We start from the raw sequence: 19,392 nt of genomic DNA, 5'->3' as shown, positions 1-19,392 counted from the left end.
CAAAGATACCACAAATCACGCAATACGCAAAACAAATATCAGTTAATTATGCAAAAGTACAACCAATTCCCTAGGCAAGGTAATAATTTTCAGACGTTCGTACCAGATACGGTTCGAACCTTCAAAGTGTTTCTGCGTGTGACTACTGATAATATAGTAGCTAGCCGTGTATTCGTCCATCATATCCAGAAACGTCTTTTTTATGCGCGAACATTTCTCGTTGATGGCATTATCCAGAGGGTTTACCAGATGGTCAACGCCCTCAATAATCTTATCCCTATCCAAACCTTTGGCCGTAGCAGTATAGTACTTTATTAGTTCATCGCGATAATCAGCCAATCGTTTAAACTCAATACCCTCAGGATGCGCCAAGAACAGCAGATACACCGCCTTATGCACAGGTTGCAGTTCTACCTCTTTCTGATAATCAGCCAAAATAAAGCGATAATCCTCTGTGATAACAAGTCGACTCAATTTGGCCTTAGCCGCCTCTATGCGTAGCTCCTCCAGTAAAGGTGCACCAATAGCCTTTAGCAACAGGTCTTTTCGCCCGGCTGCATGCAATTGCTTAGCCAATGTACTCACCTGCTCAGCAATCTCCTCTACCGTATATGGTGCCTCGTGGTTCATTCAGTTACGCTCTTCATCACTTTATCCAACCAAGCCTTCAGTTTCGTTAGCGCAGTAGGCTCCTCTGGTACAATCTCCTCAACCACAGGTTCTACTACAGGAGGTTCTGGCTCCGGTGCAGGAGCAACATCGAAATCTATCTCTGTTTGCACAATGGATTCACTTATTGTTGGAGGTTTGGGATTAGTTGGTTTATAAAGCAACTTTATCAAATCTTCGTAGTAATCATCTTCATCATGGTGAACCTCTTTCTTCACCTCGTTGCTCAGACTATCTTCCAGTCCCGTAGCCAATATCGTTACCTTAGCATCCTCACCAAGGGTATCATCTGTAGCCGTACCCCAAATCACATCAATGTTAGGATCCAACTGGTCAAAAAAGTCGTCTATCTCCTGTAGTTCGCGCACAAAAATCGGATACTCGTCGCTGGCATAGATGTTAAACAAGATACGTTTAGCCTTGCCGATGTCGTTGCCATAAAGCAAGGGAGAATCGAGCGCATCCAAGATAGCCTTTTCTACACGATGTTCGCCACTGGCACGTCCCATCGCCATAATGGCACCACCACCATTACGCATCGTTGTTTCCACATCACGAAAGTCACTTTTTATCCCCCCATCACTCGGCATGGTAATCAGTTCCGAAATACCTTTCACGGCATCCATCAGGATGTTATCTGCTCGTTGAAAAGCCTCTTTTACCGACAATTCCGAATCTGCATACACATCACACAGGCGCTCGTTGTTCACAATCAGCAAAGCGTCCACATTCTTACGCAACTCGTCTACACCCTTCAGAGCCTTGATAATCTTGCGTTTTTTCTCGAAGTAGAAAGGGATGGTTACCACGCCCACCGTAAGCAGGCCCATTTCCTTGGCCACACCAGCCACCACAGGGGCCGCACCAGTACCAGTGCCACCACCCATGCCAGCGGTCACGAACACCATCTTGGTACCATCGCTCAGTAGCTTCATTATATCGTTAATGTTAGCCTCAGCCTCCTTCTTACCCAGTTCGGGATTGGCACCCGCTCCCAGACCACTCTCACCCAGCATGATCTTTACAGGCACAGGCGAACGCGACAACGACTGACTATCCGTATTACAAACCGCATAAGTCACGCCCTCAACGCCCTCGTTATACATATTCCTAACGGCATTGCAACCACCTCCGCCGACACCAATCACCTTGATGATGCCCTGCATCTTATCCTCAACGGGACCAAAATTGATAAGCTCTTCACCCATACCTCAAATTATTACTGCTGCAAAGATACAAATAATCCTCGAAACAATCAACCCTTCCACCCTTCGCAAGCCTTGCGAAGAATTAATTATTTTCCAAAGTCTTTCTGAATACCTTCACCAATAATCTTTGCGAGGTAAACATGCTCTTCCCTCACAATCACATGGGCAAAATAGTCTTCCGCTATACCTTTAACTGTAACCACCTGATTTCTTATTCCAACAATATGATGCCCATTTACGTATCGCTCAAACATATTTGAGAAAAGCCTACTCCTATATTCCTGTACGGACATATTCTTCTTTGATGATGGAATTAGGCTTATGAAGTCGCAGAAAAAGCATATCATTACATCTTGATGGGATAGAAAAATATCAGCAATACACTCTTCTATCTTAGCGAGTACCCTAGGACTAGTAACATTGTCCCCTTTTGTGCGCTCCAATTCTATATCAACTACTTGAACGCCTTTATTCGCTAACTCTCGAAGAACATCCTCGGATAACATCCCTATATGATCGGACGTTATCCTCAATCGATATTCGTCACCTTGATCTGATTGGATAACAAACTCTTGATTCATCAGATAGTAATAACTTTTGCAGAAGACATATCATCTGTAGCAAGTTTCTTCAAACGAAGATACTTGCGAACACCAATCTCACGCAAACGCTCTTCAAGCTTTCGTGAAGGGTTCTCTATTACAATCTTATCGGTATAACTCATTAGCTATCAAATTCTTATCCGCTGCAAAAGTAGACAAATAAAACGAAACTTCCAAACATTTATAAGAAAAAATGCTATTTTTCATTATTTCGGGTTCCAATCATGCACCAGTGACTTTAGGTTCTTTACTTTTTCGTCACTGAGTCCAGGCGAATAGAACAATCCCAGTACATAGATATAATCTTTATCTACTACGTATTGCTCGTAGAATTTATAATATCTATCCATTCCTTCCAGATAAAAGTAACCCGGATGTTTATCTATCATAGTTATCGAGTCCTCATGTGACTTTCTAATGCCCACAGAAAACTCTACCGCCGCACTATCATCCATATGGGCATCATTCGGATAAGAGAAACATTTCAAGAACACTTCACACCCAGCAAACGAATAGTCAAACCTCATATTACGGTTATCCAGAAGCGAACTATCTGGCACGAAATTATCAGGATACTCCACCTTAAAAGTCGGATTGCTTAACACAAACGTATCCAGCTTCTCCCAGGTAATCGTCTTTACCTCACGATACCTTGGTCTTCTCACCTGATAGCTCTCTTTATAGCAATACATCATCATCAATATAATGCCCGCCACAGCAATCATGCCTATTAAATACTTCTTCATATTCCTTTGATTTATTGATTCTCTGTTACTTTACACTTTTCTAATTCAGTAAACACTAACCTCTGAGCCCTAAAGAAATCATTTAGAATGCTTCTCAGATACAGGTCTATCTCTGGTATCTCTTTAATAAACAATACCGTTCTTCTGCAATGTACACCAATTTCTTCTATCTCCTTATTGGTTGTGTAGAGGATTGTACAGTTTACATACTGATTCGCGAAATTGATGGCTTTATGAAGATTTGCAATGTCCTCAACGTCGCTATAGATCGATATGCCATGCCACCATGCATCATAGATCGTAATAAATTTACACGTATCATTACTTTCTATCGTAAACTTCTCGCCTTGAAAAGTAAAATACGTATATTGCAGATTATTACGCTCTTCTGTTTCAGGTTCACAGCCTATCCTACGTAACGTAGTCAATACCAATTCTGCGTTTGTGTTAGTTCTCTCATCTAAGCATTTCCGCTCTTTTACGACAACCTCCTCTTGATGTCCACCATTCATCAACTCCTGGAAGAACCGTTCTTCTTCCTTATCAGCTTGTTCCTTTTCAGATATATACTGAAAGAGATAAAAGCTTAACACTACCGTTGCAACAATTATACTTATACTCATACCTATATCCTATTAAAATTATCGCCAATCTGGTTCCAGAATATTATCGAGAATGAATGACCGTTCACCTTCATTATTCTGCTGATTTTGAATTACTTCCTCGATGCTCATTATTCCACGTCTTCAATTACCAGATCCAACTTATCAATTAGCTCGATTGGCACTTGTGATTTAATTATTTCATTCTCAATATCACTTTTCTTTCCATTATATCTAACCTCATCTTCTAAGCGCTGTCTATGTCTTTCTTCTATATAAGCCAAAAAAGCTTGTTGATTTCTTGGATCAATTGGGCTCCATGCATCAACATACTCCTTATCCAGATTCTTATAGCATGCCCATTTTATATATTGCCTATTTAATTCTTCATTCGCAACTGTTGAATCATCCCCGTAATCAAGTCTAAAACTATATAATGCCTTCCACATCCATGTTTTTAATTCTGAAACCAGGTATTGTTTGCCGAACCCATTGATTATTTCATTCAGCATACCCTTTACCAACGGAGTTTCAAATATTACAAGTGTGGTACCATACTCACTCTCAACAATCGGTTTCAATACCCTGAATTTATATATCCCCTTACATAATTTGTAGATAAGCAAGAAAAACAAGTCAAGAATATCCCCATCTGTAACCACTTCTCCTAAATGGCGTTTTACTGCCAACAAGTCTGTTTCATTCAAACGGCTTTTGTCAACAACAAAGTCTTTGTCATCAGACAAACGCAGAAATATATAGTAGTAATTCCTACCCAAACTTAAGTTCTCTAGATTATTCTTTAAATAATCTTTGGAACCATATTGGATGATAAGCCTTGCCAATGAGGCATCTCGATACTTTTCCCAATGCACAATTACGATGGGCATAAAACAATTATCCCAACAGGAATATAGCTTTCTATATGCCCATTCACGATCAGTTTTCCCCGACTGAAGAAAGGAAAAAAGTATCTGCTTCTGATACCTCCAGTCGAGTGCATCAAATCGCCATAAAATCTCATTACGCGATTGCCTAACCTTGCCACCCTTTTTGTCTAAGAACCACTTTAAAAGGGTTCCAATGGGAGTATTATGTTTCCTAGCTTTAAATTCCATTTAATTGCTTTTTAATTCACCCTCCTTGCTTTTCTTTTGTTGTTTCTCCAACCATGCCTGGTCGCTTTTGTTGGATTTAGCCAATATTTCAGCTATCTCCTCCATATCCCGGCCAGCCTTATATCGCTCTTTAAGTTCCACTCTACAAAGCGCCACATTACCACTATTCTTATCCTGGAACTCCGCTATCAAAGCATTGGTTTCCAGATTTTTTATGCGCTCCTCACGTTTACCAATCTTATCTTTATACAAAATATTGAAGATGCATTCTCTCAGCACCTTAGCCTCCTTTGTCCACTTGTTCAAAGTAAGGGTTATCAACTCCTGTCTCGAAAGATTTGGCAACATATCCACACACTTTCTTAACTCTTCATCGTTCCATTTTGAATAATGGGCCTTCTTTGCCTGTTGTAAAATGTACTCGTAATCTGTCATAATCAATATATTAAAATAAACGTTCGCATTCTAGAATGGTAAATCGTATTTTGCGTCATCGACCATTTTCTTAAATTCATCCTCCATACCCTTTGGGTAAACAAAGTTCTGAAGATGGTCACTATGATCAAATGCGCCACATACTATTGTCTTAAGCGATGTAGGCAGAGTTATTGTCTTAAGATTCGGGCAAAAACTGAAAGATTCTATTCCTATATATTCAACTCCTTCTGGAAGCACAACATTGTCAATGAGTTTGCATCCACTAAAAGCATAAACACAGATCATTCTCAACGAATTTGGCAAAATGACTTCCTCCATTCGATCTCTTCCGCCGAAAGCTCCTTGAGCTATTATTTCAACACCATCTTTTACAGCAACTCTCTTGCCTTCATTCACACATCTAAACAATATCTTACCATCAACGCTCATAAGCATTCCATTTTCAACCTTGAAGTTTGGGTTTGTATTTTTAATCTCGACTAAACTTTTTGTATAATAGAATGGATTATCATTTTGCCATGACGCTTTCCACATAAAATCACCGCGTATTTTCAACTTCTTAAGCCCATCACAACCGAAGAATGCATTCTCGTTAAGATGATGCAAATACTTGGGGAGTACAATCCTTTTCAATCCTTTACCGAGCCCTCCACAATACTGAAAAGCATATTTGCCAATCGTTATAATTGAATCTGGAAGATTAACACTCTCCAAATAATGAGCTCTTAAGAGTGCATAGGGCTCTAATATCTTAACTGTATTTGGCATTTTAATGTGTGTAACCTGTGTGCTGTCAAAGGCAAAACTTGCGATCACTTCAACACCTTTTTTTACCTTTACTCTCCTAAGGTTTTCTGCAACATTTAAGAGAGCCTTCCCATCTTTACTATAAGTTACCTCTCCATCATATTCCTTTAATATGCCTTGTAGTTTGAATAGAAATACCACTGGCATTACTAAAATAAATATAATGAGAAATGGCCATAAAATCCAATTTATAAGAAGTCGAATCCGTACCTGTTTGTTATTACCAGTCACCTTTCTAAACAATGCATATTTTTCCTCTGTCCATGGAGTCCATAAATAAACATCCAAGGCTTCATCCCTATATACAGGATAAAGAAGAAACAATGCGTGAACAACCGCAATACCTACTAAAAGATAAATCAATGTCATAAGCCATTAAATGTAACAATATTAAACTTGGTTGCAAAGTTAGGCTTTTACCTCTTTGCAACCAAACTATTTCGCTCCACAAGGCTTGTGAAAATGTGATTTTATTCCCAAACCACCAAGTTTCGGGGCACTATTATCTTTTTAACTTCCCCACGCTCTCCTGTTACAAAATAATTCTTTGCCAGCCCCTCGTCAAACTCCTTGACGAAAGCAGAACGAATGCGGGCACACTTCTCGTTGATAGAGTTAAGCAATGGATTTGTAACGTCTTCAATACTTTGAATAGTCCTCTTGCTCAGCCCCGCCGGTTTTAAACATTTATAAATATCCATCAGTTCTTCCCTGTAATCCGTCAGTTCTTTAAAAGCGATTCCTTCAGGATGTTTTAAGAACAAGAAATAAACCGCCTTCACCAAAGGTTCCATCTTTATCTCAATGTCATTATAATCAGGCAATAATACTCTATAATCTTTGGTTATAACAAGCCGACTCAATTGCGCCTTTGTCTTGAACAGCCCTCTGAATGTCCATTCGTTTATGCCTTTGGCCCTTAATTTCTGTACTCGCACATCCATATCTTCCAACAATGTCAGACTAACGAATTCCTGGTCTTCATTAAGTGCAAGAATACAGGGGATATGGTCATTCTCCTTACATCCCGCTTTCAGATTATTGAATTCCGAATACATCACAAAGCGACACTTCTTATCATCAAAGCTATGGATTTCTACCAACACATCGTATGATAAGCCATCACATGTAAACGACAACTGGCAATGCGAGTTTTTTAATTCGTACGGTGTTGCCCAAGTTATTGTCTTATCCCCTAATTCTGTTTTTATATATTGTTCTATCGCTGCGACTGCTGCGGCTTGCTCATGCAAATCGGTTTGATGAACAACCCCAAATGGCGATCTGCCACCCAACTGTTTGAACCACCATTCACCTGAGGGGGTTATATCTATCTTCTTTATTAATCCATCTTCGATTTCTATGCGATGAAGCAAATCCTGTTCTTCGCCGTCTACAGTGATACAAGCAAAATATTTATCATTAAAACCAACAACATCAGCCTTATAACTACTTTTTGAGTATTTAAGCGATTCGAAAACCTTTCGCATTAATTGCAAATATTCCTCCTTGCCATGAATCGTTACATTTGATATCCACCTGCTCCATGTAACATTCTCATCTAAATACGGTTCAATCATGCTCATATCCAAGCTATTCCAACAGGAGCACATCAGTTCCGCAGCCTGTCTATATGATGACAATTTTCCAGGATGCTGTTTTTCGGATGACTCTCTATTGAAAATGTAATCAAAGATACCCATAGTCGATTTCCTATTAGTAATAATTGTTATGTTTAAGTGCAAAGTTACATTATTTTTCAGTTATTATTGCATAATTGCCCAAAATATTTTTTCACAAGCCTTGCGATAACATTTTTTTTGTATAATTGCAATAAAATGATTACCTTTGCCCTCAATAATAACAGAATAGTATGGCGACACGAGAGCAGATAGAGTCGATGAAGATTGACGAAAACATTTTTGAATTGGTAGAGGATACTGAGTTGGAATACCTTGTGCATTTTGCAGCACCATTCACTGGCAGTGACAAATGCATAATTCCCAAAGGTACAGCATTCGCTCCACATAGTCCTATGCGAGGCGACGCTTTGTATATGCATTTGGTAGAAGAGGATGGTGAATTGCTTAAAAGAATGGAAGAATTGGTTAAGGTCAACTACGAGCAACTCTATACCAGACTTCAAGGGTTCTCTTTCTTTATTACTGAAGAGCAATTACATACGATTCCATTAAAGTTTCGCAGTGGTAGCGCCGAACGTTTGCTAGATATTATGCGCAAGTTACGATCACCGCTTTATCCCATGTTCCCATAAAAAGGCTTTATGGTCAAGATGATTATGAGTTATCATTGCCGAATCTTTTGAAAATACCATCACGTCATTTATTGTGTTAGCAATTACACCAATAGCACTAACACGCATTGCACTACCATTACCATAACTATTGTAAGGTTGTGGGGATGAATTCCTCAACCAAATTTTAACGAGTGCCCAAAACAAAATTAAAAAATACGACCTAACGAATTGACAATACTGCACAAATCTGCACTATCTTCAATACGCCAATTTGCTATAGCAAGCGCTAATACCGTATCATCTAAAAGGTGCTACTTTAAAAAAAAGAGGGAAATCCATAGTTTTAATTCTATGTCCATTCAGTTCATATGGCGCGCCAACGATATCACCAAGAATAGCACCAATAACAGGAATAGAATGTTCTTTTATTAGCATAACTACTTATATATATTACAAATGATTAATTATTCTACGATACGCTATTTTTATATATTATCATAACGAATGGATGCTTTTTTCTTTGCATACTCGTTCCAATACCACTTTATGGTTTCTTCCAATCCCTTGTAGAAAGTATAACTTGGCATATAATCTAGGTATTTTTTGGCTTTCTCGATGCTTGCCAATGAATGTGGTATATCGCCAGTTCTATTCGGGCCATAGATAGGATTTATATTACTGATTTCGGGATTATATCGAATTAAAATACCCTTTATAAAAGATGCTAATTGGTTAATGGTAGTTCTTTCTCCACAAGCAGTATTATAAATCTGGTTAATTGCATGTGGGTTTGAAGTTATTAAAGCAAGTTCGTTCATCTGGATGACATTATCAATGTACGTAAAATCACGACTATTTGAGCCATCCCCATTAATGCGAGGCTGTTTAAGACTCATATATTGCTTAATAAAAAGAGGAATTACTGCTGCATACATACTATTCGGATCTTGCCTTCTTCCAAATACATTAAAGTATCTTAGCCCAATGAATTCCATATCGTATGTTTTTGCAAAAACATCTGCATATAATTCATCTACCAACTTTGTTAGAGCGTAGGGAGACATTGGCTTGCCAATATTATTTTCTACCTTGGGAAGATCTTTGTTGTCTCCATAAGTAGAGCTGCTCGCCGCAAAAATGAAGCGTTTTATCTTCAAATCTCTTGCTGCAACTAACATATTAAGAAAACCACCGATGTTTACATCATTGGTTGTTATGGGATCATTTATACTCCTGGGAATGCTCCCCAAAGCGGCTTCATGCAAAATATAATCTACGCCAGAAGCTGCTTTAATACATGTCTCAAAACTACGAATATCACCCTCTATTAGTTGGAATGAACATGGGTGATTCTCCATTAATGCAGCAATATTTTCCATATGACCTGTAGAGAAATTGTCCAAACAAATGACACAATGTCCTTTGTTTACAAGGTATTCACATAGGTTGGAACCTATAAAGCCTGCGCCGCCTGTTACTAATATCTTGCTCATATTTTTACTATTTGCACATCAACATTTCTGTTTTCAATATCTATTATTAAGAAACCTTCCTGCCCCTTGTCAAGTTCGTATTTTGGGAAGTCTTTATTAAATGCAAAACCCACAGATGGCGCAGAAACAAAAGTTTTACCATATTGTTTGTGTATCATATGATAGTGTATATGACCATAAAGAATTAAAAAAATGTTTCTGTAATGTTGGATGGTGTCATTAAATAACTCTCTATTTTTAAGGATCTTGTTGGTCATCCAGCCGCCTGGATCAATTGATGGATGATGCATAATAAGAATAGATGGATTATCTTGTCCTAATATGTTTTTCCTGAGATATTGGAAATCATTTTCGAATAGAACGCCCCTTGAACGGTTCAGATTTGGGCAATTTTCATCTGGAGCAACTGTATTCAGTGGTATAAGTTGAATCCCATTAATAGTTACGGGATTCTCAATAATGCTTTTTGATGATTTAGCAAAGGCGAAAAGGGTATCAATATTATCGTGGTTTCCTGGACACCATAAAACTGGAATAGAAAACGAATTTAACATATCATCAGCATATTGGTAGGTCAATAGGTTCCCATCATCAGCTATATCTCCAGAAACAACGATACAATCAACATCATGGATACTACCAATTAAATTAAGTGCTTTAACAAATTGCTTATAAGTATCCACCCCCCAAATTGGATGTTTGTCTGAGGTTAGATGCAAATCTGACATATGTATAATTCTCATATTCATCTCACGCATTTATTTCCAAGTCTGATTCTATTTCATTACAAATGTTAATTATACCATTCATATTGAGTGCCATATTCGCCTCCCTAGAGACACCATTAGTAACTCCTTGCTCGAAAACAAGTTTCAATTCTGAGAGATTATCAATCTTACGAATATCATAGTAACAGCCAAGTTTTTCTATGTTTTTTGTTTGTTCGTCATCTTCATCATTGTTTAGTACGGACATACTAAAAACCGTCTTATTTCTCCCCTGCATACTTTCTAATAACGAATTATAGGCTCCACTGCATATAACAAAATCAGCAGAAGCATGGAGCTTATACAGAAGATTTGTCCATTTGATAATTCTCGCGTTTGCGTTTAAACATTCTGGCATATCTTTTAGCAAGGGACTATAATAACCTAAAACAATATCAAATTGGAAATCTTCAAATCTTTTATCTTGTGAGAGTTTAATACATTCCCTGATGAGAGAGGCTCCTTTTTTACCTCCACCATCAGAACATACCACCCATTTTTTATAAGGTTTCCTATACCACTCCTGTTTGGTTTGCTCTATTTCATTTTCAGAAACTTGATAAGTAACAAAACCAGAATATACCATCTTAGTTCTTATACTCTTTGGGAGCCATAAGAATGAGGAAGGTGAAGTGATAAGAGAGTCACTTGCAACAAATATTTTGTTATAAAACCTTTCCAAATATAGAATATTCCGTTCAGAAAAGACATCATTATGAGTCAAAGCGTCTCCACCAATTTCACTTCTCAAAATAAAATATTTTTTACATGAAAAACCAGTAATTATTGAAAACAACTCAAGTCTTTTTCCCAAAGGAAGATAGTCTGTAACAAAAGCATCTGGTTTATAACTAAGCATAAGATTTCTTAAGCAGATGATTCTTTTCCCATTTACTTCGGCATTGGTTTTCCCTTTGTCTCGCTCTTCATAAAAATTGGGCAATAAATAGTAATCAATACCAGGATGTATTAATTCCGGGAGTGCCTTATGGCCAGAGACAACAAGCACATTGCATCTGTTAGAAAAACCAGATGCAATTTTAATGAGTCTCATCAGGTGTCCTAACCCTGTACCATCATACGCGAACAGCAAAACCTTCTTCTTTTCCATCCTCAGAGTGATAAGATTTTTTCTAATGCGCTGTCATTACCACATTCAAACTTGTTATTAGCAAGTCCTCTTTCTATCATATTCAAGCAGAGTTCCTTTAAATCATCTGGCGTAATCTCTAAAGATGCAGGAACAATATTTAAATTTGAGAGACAATTCATATTCTGTTTTTGCTCATCTTTCCTATAAGAGCAACCAGAAACAAAAGATATAGCAGGAATCCCCAAATATACCAGTTCGCTTAATGTATTACGACCAGATCGTGTTATTATAAGGCAAGCATCTGAATAATATTTAGATGGATCTAAAACCTGATTATATATAGATACGTTTTGCGGAATGGAATTCTCATTTATTGCGTCGTATATATTCTGACTGGAACATACTATGTGCATTTTGTAGTCTGGGAGGATATTAGCGACTCTAACACAGAGTTCGCCAATTCTTATCGTGGACTCGAAGAACTGATGTCCGACATTAACAGTCCCACCACCTAACAGACAGTATATGTTTTTCTTGGGATGGTTGACAATTCTGAATATCTCTTTTCTAATAATTGTCCCAACAGAGATGTATTTACAATACTGGGATGGTGGAATGATAGTCCGTAATCCATGGATGACAGCCAAATCCGCTAAAGAATAAAGGTTGTTGAAAAAATCCATCGCCTCTTTGTCATTGCTTGGATTATCAACATCAGCAGGATTAAGCAATGCTATAACATTCAAATGTTTATGAGATATTTTTATGGATTGTACCATTAATGGTTCTCCGTCTACAATGACAGCATCCGGTCTGAACTCTTTTATAGTCCTATGAATATAGGCCCCCATCTTATTTGTAGGAAGAAGACCAATAGAACAATAGTCCATAGGAACTGTCTCTTGTAAATCGGCATAACCTTTTGATTCAAGGTATCGATTGCCTTGAAGATATGAAATAATCTTAATTTCACATCCATATTGCTCCTTTAGTGTTTCAAGTAGTGATACACCAGAAACAACTCTCCCAAGTCCAGGGAACCCCCTAAATATACCAAGAATCTTTTTCATTTCTCTAACGAAAGCATTTTATAAATGTCCGATATTGAATATCTTCTTAATTGCAACTTATCTATCGCCAATGAAGTTCCACCCTGTGAAACAGCAAAAGCATATTTATAATACTTCTCGACACAGAACTTTATAAATCTATTATAAGAGCCATATGGATATGCATAGGTCATAACATCACCAACGATATTCGACAACACCCGTTTTGATTCTGAGAGTTCATATTCGACCTCTTTGTCGCTAAGCTTCAATAGATTTCGATGAGTTACACCATGTGAGGCAATTTCCCACCCATTGTCTTTGAGTTTTATTATATCATCAAGGTCTAAATGCTGCCGTAGTGTAGCATCTTTATTGTTCCATTTGTTATCTTTTCCTATTAAATCTGTACAAACGTATACCGTAGCAGTATAGCCGTACTTAGCAAGCATTGGCATAGCCACAGATAACAGATTCTTGTATCCATCATCGAATGTACAAACAACATATCGTTTACGTTCTTCCTTAGTTTTACCCAAATAATCCCTCATAGAACATAATCCATAACCACCATCATGAATGAAATCCACGAACTGTTGGAAGACAGTTATGGGGGTTGTTATACTATCATGTAATTCACCACAGACATCATGCAGTCCAACTGCCAATATATTTTCAATCCCCAACTGCTTGGGAACAGATGTGTTGTATGATAAAAGACTATGCCATTTGCTAGCAACCAATTCCCTATTACATTCCCTTTCCAAAATAGTCCATGCCTGTTCATAGAATTCTTCTAGATCTGGTTTATTTATAAGCTGTATTAATTGGCCAGCCATTTTCTTGGGATTAAAAGAGTCAAAGAATAGCATCGGGAACTCTTTGTATAATTGCTCTGCGATAAATCCGGTGTTTGAACTGATGAACGCATGCCCATTTTCTAATGCCTCTGTAATTGAATTAGGATGTCCTTCACAGACTGATGCCTGAATATAGAAGTCCCAATTTGACATTGTATTACTCAGTTCTTCTCGTGTTTTATAACTATGGAATACAACATTACTGCTTATCTCCAAATTATTGATAATAGAAATATAACTATTTCTTAAATCTGAATCAATCTCTCCGACAAGCTCTAGAGTTATAGGAATATCGACAATTGCTTTAAATTCTGATATCATGTATAAAAGATTACCGATTCCCTTTTTCTCATTCAAGTGAGAAGCAGCACATCCAACAACTACCTTCTGGGGGAGATTTGGAAAGGAGATCGAACCCTTCTTTTGACCCAATTCATTGGGGATAATGATCACTTTGCCATTAGCACCAGGAGCAATACTCAGAACATTATTTGCCATTTCATGTGAAAGACAGACAATTTTGCTTGCTCTCCGACATGCTTCTATCGTATACCAGCTATCATCTACTGACCATTTTGTAATATTGATATCACTTCCTCTAAAATTCAGAATGAACCTCGCCCTTAATCGATCAGCCAAAAGGGAAGCATAATAGCCATTATATCTCCCACCAAAACCAATGACTACGTCAATGTTATTATATTCGCATTCATCTTCCTTTAACTTATATTCTTTTCGAATACCATCTTCTGTAGCAGGGTTAATACCTCCTCGAGCAGTCACAATAGGATATTCAGTGGAAAGAGATACTTGAACTTTATGCTCAGATGACAAAATGTTCATAAGACGAGTACAGGATAGCGACATACCACCACCATCATAGCCATATTCTGTTGTTATAATGAGGATGTTCATAATCTTTCTATCAAATATAATGTTTTACTTTTTTTATTCTCTGGGTACTTATAGGTTATCCATGATTTAATAGCGCATTTAGGGAAACTATCACGGATATCTGTCGAATTGAGCCTTATATGCAAAGGAAACTCATTGTCATCTTTTGTGTATGAATCATCAATGACCTCTAATATAAAATATCGAGGATTACCTGCTGATCTGTAAAATGAGCATAATGAGTCAAGATATTCTGACTTATTATTTGTTTGATAGGCATAAGCACAATTTACAAGTATTAGTATATCGCAACTATATGCGTTCCCATTTGGATATTCTGAGGTGAAAATGATATTATCTCGATTAAAGAGGTCTTTAATCCGTTGTCTGGCTTTATCTGCCAAAAGGGAATCTTTCTCAAATGAGGTTATATTCCTATATCCTAAATAACACAGAATGGAAGTAATTGCGCCTAAGCCACACCCGATTTCAATAACACGGCTATTCTTATCTAAAGATTGGAGAATAGCATAAGTGGTTTCCCAATATTTGGGAAACACATCTTCGCAATACTGCTGGTTCCAAGGAGCTAGCAAATTGTCATCAGAATGGCTTTGATTATATGTCTTTAGCAATGATTGAAGTCTTTCCATAACGCATGAAATTGACCTAATACAAACTCTTTCCCTCTCTCTAATGCCAGGGGGGATGTACCTCCCTTCAATATACATGATTGTAGCGTCATATCAGGCAGAACTCGAACTTCGCCATATTTTCTACAGCGTTCTATGTCTTTTGTAAAACATGGAGAGTCAATATATAGGACCGTTGTTCTATGGTTACCCTTTTCTAACGTATAACGAATGGCTCCAGTTCCTTTGTCTATTCGCTCAACAGCTTTTTCCTGAAGAAGAGGATATATTTTTTCTTTAAACCTATCGCTGCCAGTAAGACCAATCTGAGGCAGTAGTTTTAAAGGAAGTTCATTCTCCAACGCAAATTCAAGCACCTGGACGAGCTTACTCATATCAAGACTTTGTATAACGCTATTTAAGCCGATATTAATGCCTGAGTCCTGTACCTTTTTTATCGTTTCTACAACCTTCATATAATTCCCTGTTCCTGTGCTGTCACGAAAACCAGCATCAGAAGCAAATGGAAATTGAATATTGAATTTAACACGAGTTGATGATAATTCTTGAATCTGTGTATTGGTTATTAGTGACAGATTGGTAGCACATCCGATGTCACTTGTCGTATTTTCATCTGCGTATCGAATCATTCTCACAAGGTCTCTATTTAAGAATGGCTCACCACCACTAAAACATAATTCAGCAACATCCTGATCCTGTATAAAATCAATCAAAGTCTTTAAATTCTCGAATGACATATACTGTGAAGGAGAATGCTTTGATTGTCCCTCATTGTGACAGAAACGGCATCGATAATTACATCCGTTAGCCACAAGAATGCGTATTTTATCCCAATATATCTGGCTCATGCTAAAATGATTTTTGCACCATAAAAACGTTCCAGTTCTTCCATTTTTTCACCTTGTAAGTCCTTCCCATCTGAATTGTACATTTCGTTAGGTAAAATCATCACATCATTTTTGTCTGGATGGAATTGCTCTCTGATGTCACCATGGTTTAATAGACCAGCTACAGATACAGAGCCGCCGTACAAGTGATTTTCTATAAGATTTGTTTTCACATTCGGCATGTCTTCAAATGCCTTTGTAAAATATTCATATCCCGACAAAGGGCAAATGAGATTGACAAATGTACCTTCTGGTAAATTACTGATAATCTTCTTTTGAGCATCGATTCTTTCATCAGCATCGATGAAATACTCATTATTACCACCTCTAAACGCATCTTTTAGGATAGGTACGGTAAAAACAACATCCGGATAGTTTTTCTTGATCCATTGAATACATTCCTCGTAATTGTCAATACTGGCCTGAGACAACTTCTTCAACCTAGATTGAGAAATGGCTGTATGTTCCATTCTTCTTACTAAAATTTGTCTAACCTTCCTATTTACACCTAATTTATATAGCAACTCCAAATCCCTCTTCACTTCATCCAAGTTCCCGGTGAAAATCAGAGTACATTTATTTAGAGGGGCATGTTTTAAGAGATACATGGTTCTCTCTCTTTCTGAGCGTGGAATGATAGCCTCTCTCTGCTCCTGCATGGTTATCAGTGACAGATCAACCCCATAGTTACTTATACTATTCAGGAAGTCCACTTTATCTTCACGAATATAGGCACCCGTGGTTACTGTTGTCACTTTTTTAGTTGGGAAGTGCTCAGAGGTAATTTTGATAAAATCATATATTTTGGGGTGTAGGAAAGGGTCTGTATGAGGAGCTACGAGAACTCCTGCACCAAGTCTAACGTAATTGACATTGGAATTTACATACTGGAATCCCTTCAGCAAATCTTCCTCGTCTATTTGAGGAATCTTTGGATAATGCCCCAAATAGGAATCTGTATGTACCTTACAGAAGACACAGCCTATGCCACAATACTGGCTAAGTATTGGGATATTTCCAAATGTAGCGATCTCCATTCGGAATGCGTCAAACTGTTCCTGATTTAATATCATAAATACATTCCTGCGTTAAAATACCGAGTAGTCTTGACTGTCATTGCATGCTGAACATAACCCAATTCTTTTGTTCTCTAACAAAGCCAATCGGTAATCATTGTACGCTTTGGCATTCCATGAGTCAATAAGAGAATCCCTCATTACGTTTCCGAAACAGGTGTCATACATAAAATCGTCACAGCACAAAAGGATGTCACCATTATACGCAATTGTCAACTTGCGGAAGGGATAATTGCAGAAACCGAATTCTTCTTTCTTGTATTCCTGGGGGATATTACCTGCATAATTCGGCAACTTTTCATCAAAGCTACGTTTCTTGAAATAAACTTTAGGGTTATTCCCATAGGCTTTATGGATCGTCTCAATATTTGGTGACCACTTCTCGGGATTTTTTTCTCTGTCTCCTCTGTAATCATTAATATTGATATTGTCAAGTCCTAATGAGAAGAGTTTATCTAATTGTTCTACTGTCAACAAACGGCCATTAGTTGTTATATCTATAAACAAACGCTGAGATTTACATTTGGCGTACTTGATCATGTCTTCCAACCTTTCTTCTAACAGCGGTTCATTTGATAGCATGAGAGCGACTCTTCCATTATAGCCAATTGAAACAAGCTGGTCAATAATTGTGTTATAGCACTCCCAAGTCATGATGCCCAATGGCTTTTTATTAAAAGCGTGTGGGCAAAACGGGCAGTTGTTATTACAATCTGTCCTTGTTTCAACAAGAACTTGTTGGAACAAGGGGAAATGACCATGAGCAGCGTAATAATCTCTAAGATATAAGATGTCTGACTCATGAATATTTCCATCTCTGACTGACATGTTATTAACCTGTTGTATCATAAATAATCCTCCATTTCTATTGTTGTTTTTGCTTTATACTGCAGATTTTTAATGCACTTGTGCTTTACTGCAATAATAGCCATATCATAGTCATTACCTGAAATGTCTTCCTGAGAAAAGATGATATTTAAACCATATGTCTTTTTGACCTCATTTGGATCTACAAGAGGGTCGTAGCATTCAATCTTCCCGATAGATTTAGATAGAATACCTATCAACTCTGCGACTTTTGTGTTTCTAACATCACCAACATCTTTCTTATATGAAAAACCGAGAACCAACACACTTAGATTGTCACTATTAGGGAATGTGTCATTAACATAGCCAACAATCCGTTTAGCAACGAGCCCTACTTTAGCTTCATTAATAGACCTTGCTTTTTCAATTAGCTGCAATTCTGTACCTTTTGCTTTTGCTCTTGCCAATAGATAATATGGGTCAACGCTAATACAATGTCCTCCTACTAATCCTGGATGGACTTTTGAAAAGTTCCATTTTGTCGATGCGCATTTAGTAACTTCCTTAATATTTAAACCTTCAGTGAAGCAATATTCGGAGTACTGGTTTGCGAGAGCAATTAGCACATCGCGCTGTACGTTTTCATACATTTTAGCGGCTTCAGCCGTCTTAATTGAACTTGCCTTAATTATTCCGGCATTGAATACATTATTGTATAAATTATATATAGCATCAAGAGTGTTGTCGTTCTGAGCAGACACAATCTTTGGGGTATTTGCTAAGCCATGCTCATTGTCACCTACATTAATTCTTTCTGGAGAATAGCCAACAAAGAAATCCGAATTACTCTTCAAATTGCTTCCTTTCTCTAAGATGGAAATACAAAGCTCTTCCGTGGCTCCTGGATATACAGTTGACTCAAAAACAATTATATCCCCCCGCGATACTATTTGAGACAAAGAGTTGCATACTTCTTCTAATGCAGAAGTATCAGGAGTGTTTTTATCGTCAATAGGAGTTGGAACCGTAATGATATAAAAATTGCAATTGGATATAGCATCCCATGAGTTGCTAATAACACAACGTTTCGTTAAATCAGTGACCTCAGAAGGCGAAAGACTGCCTTTAGAATCTTTTCCTGATAAAAGTTGTTGAATGCGTATGTTATCAGTATCAAGCCCCCAACAATTATACTTGCAGGAGAACAGTGACAGAACAGGCAATCCTACATAACCCAATCCGATAACACCGATTTTTATATCTTTTTTAGACATATTTCTGTTTGAAATATTATTAAATCAATAACACTTATGATAGTGCAAAGATACAACTTTTTCTGATACAGAAAAGGATTTAAAAGAAAAAA

General features: G+C 37.5%; 23 protein-coding genes. 1 reads left to right on the top strand and 22 read right to left on the bottom strand.

Annotated features, from left to right (window positions below; all coding sequences use genetic code 11):
* Nucleotides 1–42: 42 nt before the first annotated feature.
* The 10 genes from T499_RS0102115 to T499_RS13990 form a co-directional block, all read right to left on the bottom strand.
* A complete protein-coding gene (locus tag T499_RS0102115) occupies nucleotides 43–630 on the bottom strand; it encodes a hypothetical protein (RefSeq protein WP_033149562.1) in 588 nt (195 codons plus the stop codon).
* A complete protein-coding gene (ftsZ, locus tag T499_RS0102110) occupies nucleotides 627–1,877 on the bottom strand; it encodes a cell division protein FtsZ (protein ID WP_033149561.1) in 1,251 nt (416 codons plus the stop codon). Before ftsZ ends, T499_RS0102115 begins: the two co-directional genes overlap by 4 nt.
* 86 nt (nucleotides 1,878–1,963) lie before the next feature.
* Nucleotides 1,964–2,458 (bottom strand): hypothetical protein, encoded by a 495-nt coding sequence (locus T499_RS0102105; protein ID WP_033149560.1) that lies wholly within the window; start codon nucleotides 2,456–2,458, stop codon nucleotides 1,964–1,966.
* Nucleotides 2,458–2,601 carry a hypothetical protein gene (locus tag T499_RS14570; RefSeq protein ID WP_157054476.1) on the bottom strand — a complete coding sequence of 48 codons (144 nt, stop codon included), beginning with the start codon at nucleotides 2,599–2,601 and terminating at the stop codon, nucleotides 2,458–2,460. Before T499_RS14570 ends, T499_RS0102105 begins: the two co-directional genes overlap by 1 nt.
* An 84-nt stretch (nucleotides 2,602–2,685) precedes the next feature.
* On the bottom strand, nucleotides 2,686–3,225 hold the full coding sequence (locus T499_RS0102100; protein WP_157054475.1) for a hypothetical protein: 540 nt from the start codon (nucleotides 3,223–3,225) through the stop codon (nucleotides 2,686–2,688).
* An 11-nt stretch (nucleotides 3,226–3,236) separates the two neighbouring features.
* Nucleotides 3,237–3,848: a hypothetical protein gene (locus tag T499_RS0102095; RefSeq protein ID WP_033149558.1), complete on the bottom strand. Its 612-nt coding sequence runs from the start codon at nucleotides 3,846–3,848 to the stop codon at nucleotides 3,237–3,239.
* 110 nt (nucleotides 3,849–3,958) lie between these two features.
* Complete coding sequence (locus T499_RS0102090; RefSeq protein ID WP_033149557.1) at nucleotides 3,959–4,945, bottom strand: hypothetical protein; 987 nt, start codon at nucleotides 4,943–4,945, stop codon at nucleotides 3,959–3,961.
* Nucleotides 4,946–5,380 carry a hypothetical protein gene (locus tag T499_RS0102085; RefSeq protein ID WP_033149556.1) on the bottom strand — a complete coding sequence of 145 codons (435 nt, stop codon included), beginning with the start codon at nucleotides 5,378–5,380 and terminating at the stop codon, nucleotides 4,946–4,948.
* 30 nt (nucleotides 5,381–5,410) lie between these two features.
* Nucleotides 5,411–6,559: a leucine-rich repeat domain-containing protein gene (locus T499_RS0102080; protein ID WP_033149555.1), complete on the bottom strand. Its 1,149-nt coding sequence runs from the start codon at nucleotides 6,557–6,559 to the stop codon at nucleotides 5,411–5,413.
* Nucleotides 6,560–6,660: 101 nt separating this feature from the next.
* On the bottom strand, nucleotides 6,661–7,893 hold the full coding sequence (locus tag T499_RS13990; RefSeq protein WP_052173301.1) for a nuclear transport factor 2-like protein: 1,233 nt from the start codon (nucleotides 7,891–7,893) through the stop codon (nucleotides 6,661–6,663).
* A 197-nt stretch (nucleotides 7,894–8,090) separates the two neighbouring features.
* Here T499_RS13990 and T499_RS0102070 point away from each other — a divergent pair, with 197 nt between their 5' ends.
* Nucleotides 8,091–8,465 (top strand): hypothetical protein, encoded by a 375-nt coding sequence (locus T499_RS0102070; protein WP_157054473.1) that lies wholly within the window; start codon nucleotides 8,091–8,093, stop codon nucleotides 8,463–8,465.
* Here the strand turns inward: T499_RS0102070 and T499_RS15080 are convergent.
* Genes T499_RS15080 through T499_RS0102020 form a run of 12 tightly spaced genes read right to left on the bottom strand, consistent with a single transcriptional unit; the run spans nucleotide 8,439 to nucleotide 19,300 of the window.
* Nucleotides 8,439–8,690: an ADP-ribosylglycohydrolase family protein gene (locus T499_RS15080; protein WP_369793343.1), complete on the bottom strand. Its 252-nt coding sequence runs from the start codon at nucleotides 8,688–8,690 to the stop codon at nucleotides 8,439–8,441. The two genes, T499_RS0102070 and T499_RS15080, sit on opposite strands and share 27 nt — an antisense overlap.
* Nucleotides 8,691–8,744: 54 nt before the next feature.
* Nucleotides 8,745–8,882 (bottom strand): hypothetical protein, encoded by a 138-nt coding sequence (locus T499_RS14795; protein ID WP_198021229.1) that lies wholly within the window; start codon nucleotides 8,880–8,882, stop codon nucleotides 8,745–8,747.
* 50 nt (nucleotides 8,883–8,932) lie between these two features.
* Nucleotides 8,933–9,940 carry an SDR family oxidoreductase gene (locus tag T499_RS0102065; RefSeq protein ID WP_033149553.1) on the bottom strand — a complete coding sequence of 336 codons (1,008 nt, stop codon included), beginning with the start codon at nucleotides 9,938–9,940 and terminating at the stop codon, nucleotides 8,933–8,935.
* Nucleotides 9,937–10,698: a metallophosphoesterase family protein gene (locus T499_RS0102060; protein ID WP_033149552.1), complete on the bottom strand. Its 762-nt coding sequence runs from the start codon at nucleotides 10,696–10,698 to the stop codon at nucleotides 9,937–9,939. Before T499_RS0102060 ends, T499_RS0102065 begins: the two co-directional genes overlap by 4 nt.
* Entirely contained in the window at nucleotides 10,691–11,818 is a 1,128-nt protein-coding gene (locus tag T499_RS0102055) for a hypothetical protein (protein ID WP_033149551.1), read from the bottom strand. Before T499_RS0102055 ends, T499_RS0102060 begins: the two co-directional genes overlap by 8 nt.
* 2 nt (nucleotides 11,819–11,820) lie before the next feature.
* A complete protein-coding gene (locus T499_RS0102050; RefSeq protein ID WP_033149550.1) occupies nucleotides 11,821–12,870 on the bottom strand; it encodes a glycosyltransferase in 1,050 nt (349 codons plus the stop codon).
* On the bottom strand, nucleotides 12,867–14,624 hold the full coding sequence (locus tag T499_RS0102045) for a polysaccharide deacetylase family protein (protein ID WP_033149549.1): 1,758 nt from the start codon (nucleotides 14,622–14,624) through the stop codon (nucleotides 12,867–12,869). The genes T499_RS0102050 and T499_RS0102045 overlap by 4 nt, the downstream gene beginning before the upstream one ends.
* Complete coding sequence (locus tag T499_RS0102040; RefSeq protein ID WP_033149548.1) at nucleotides 14,621–15,256, bottom strand: class I SAM-dependent methyltransferase; 636 nt, start codon at nucleotides 15,254–15,256, stop codon at nucleotides 14,621–14,623. Before T499_RS0102040 ends, T499_RS0102045 begins: the two co-directional genes overlap by 4 nt.
* Complete coding sequence (locus T499_RS0102035) at nucleotides 15,232–16,104, bottom strand: radical SAM protein (RefSeq protein WP_033149547.1); 873 nt, start codon at nucleotides 16,102–16,104, stop codon at nucleotides 15,232–15,234. Before T499_RS0102035 ends, T499_RS0102040 begins: the two co-directional genes overlap by 25 nt.
* The gene (locus T499_RS0102030; RefSeq protein WP_033149546.1) at nucleotides 16,101–17,216 is read right to left on the bottom strand and encodes a DUF512 domain-containing protein; all 1,116 of its coding nucleotides are present in this window, start codon (nucleotides 17,214–17,216) and stop codon (nucleotides 16,101–16,103) included. The genes T499_RS0102035 and T499_RS0102030 overlap by 4 nt, the downstream gene beginning before the upstream one ends.
* A 15-nt stretch (nucleotides 17,217–17,231) precedes the next feature.
* A complete protein-coding gene (locus T499_RS0102025; RefSeq protein WP_033149545.1) occupies nucleotides 17,232–18,068 on the bottom strand; it encodes a radical SAM/SPASM domain-containing protein in 837 nt (278 codons plus the stop codon).
* Nucleotides 18,065–19,300 (bottom strand): nucleotide sugar dehydrogenase, encoded by a 1,236-nt coding sequence (locus T499_RS0102020; protein ID WP_033149544.1) that lies wholly within the window; start codon nucleotides 19,298–19,300, stop codon nucleotides 18,065–18,067. Before T499_RS0102020 ends, T499_RS0102025 begins: the two co-directional genes overlap by 4 nt.
* Between the last annotated feature and the right edge of the window lie 92 nt (nucleotides 19,301–19,392).

Source organism: Prevotella sp. RM4 (assembly GCF_000701965.1).
GTDB classification, from domain to species: Bacteria; Bacteroidota; Bacteroidia; order Bacteroidales; family Bacteroidaceae; genus Prevotella; species Prevotella ruminicola.
Note: the sequence above shows the minus strand (reverse complement) of the source record. Positions and strands in the feature narration are given on the sequence as shown.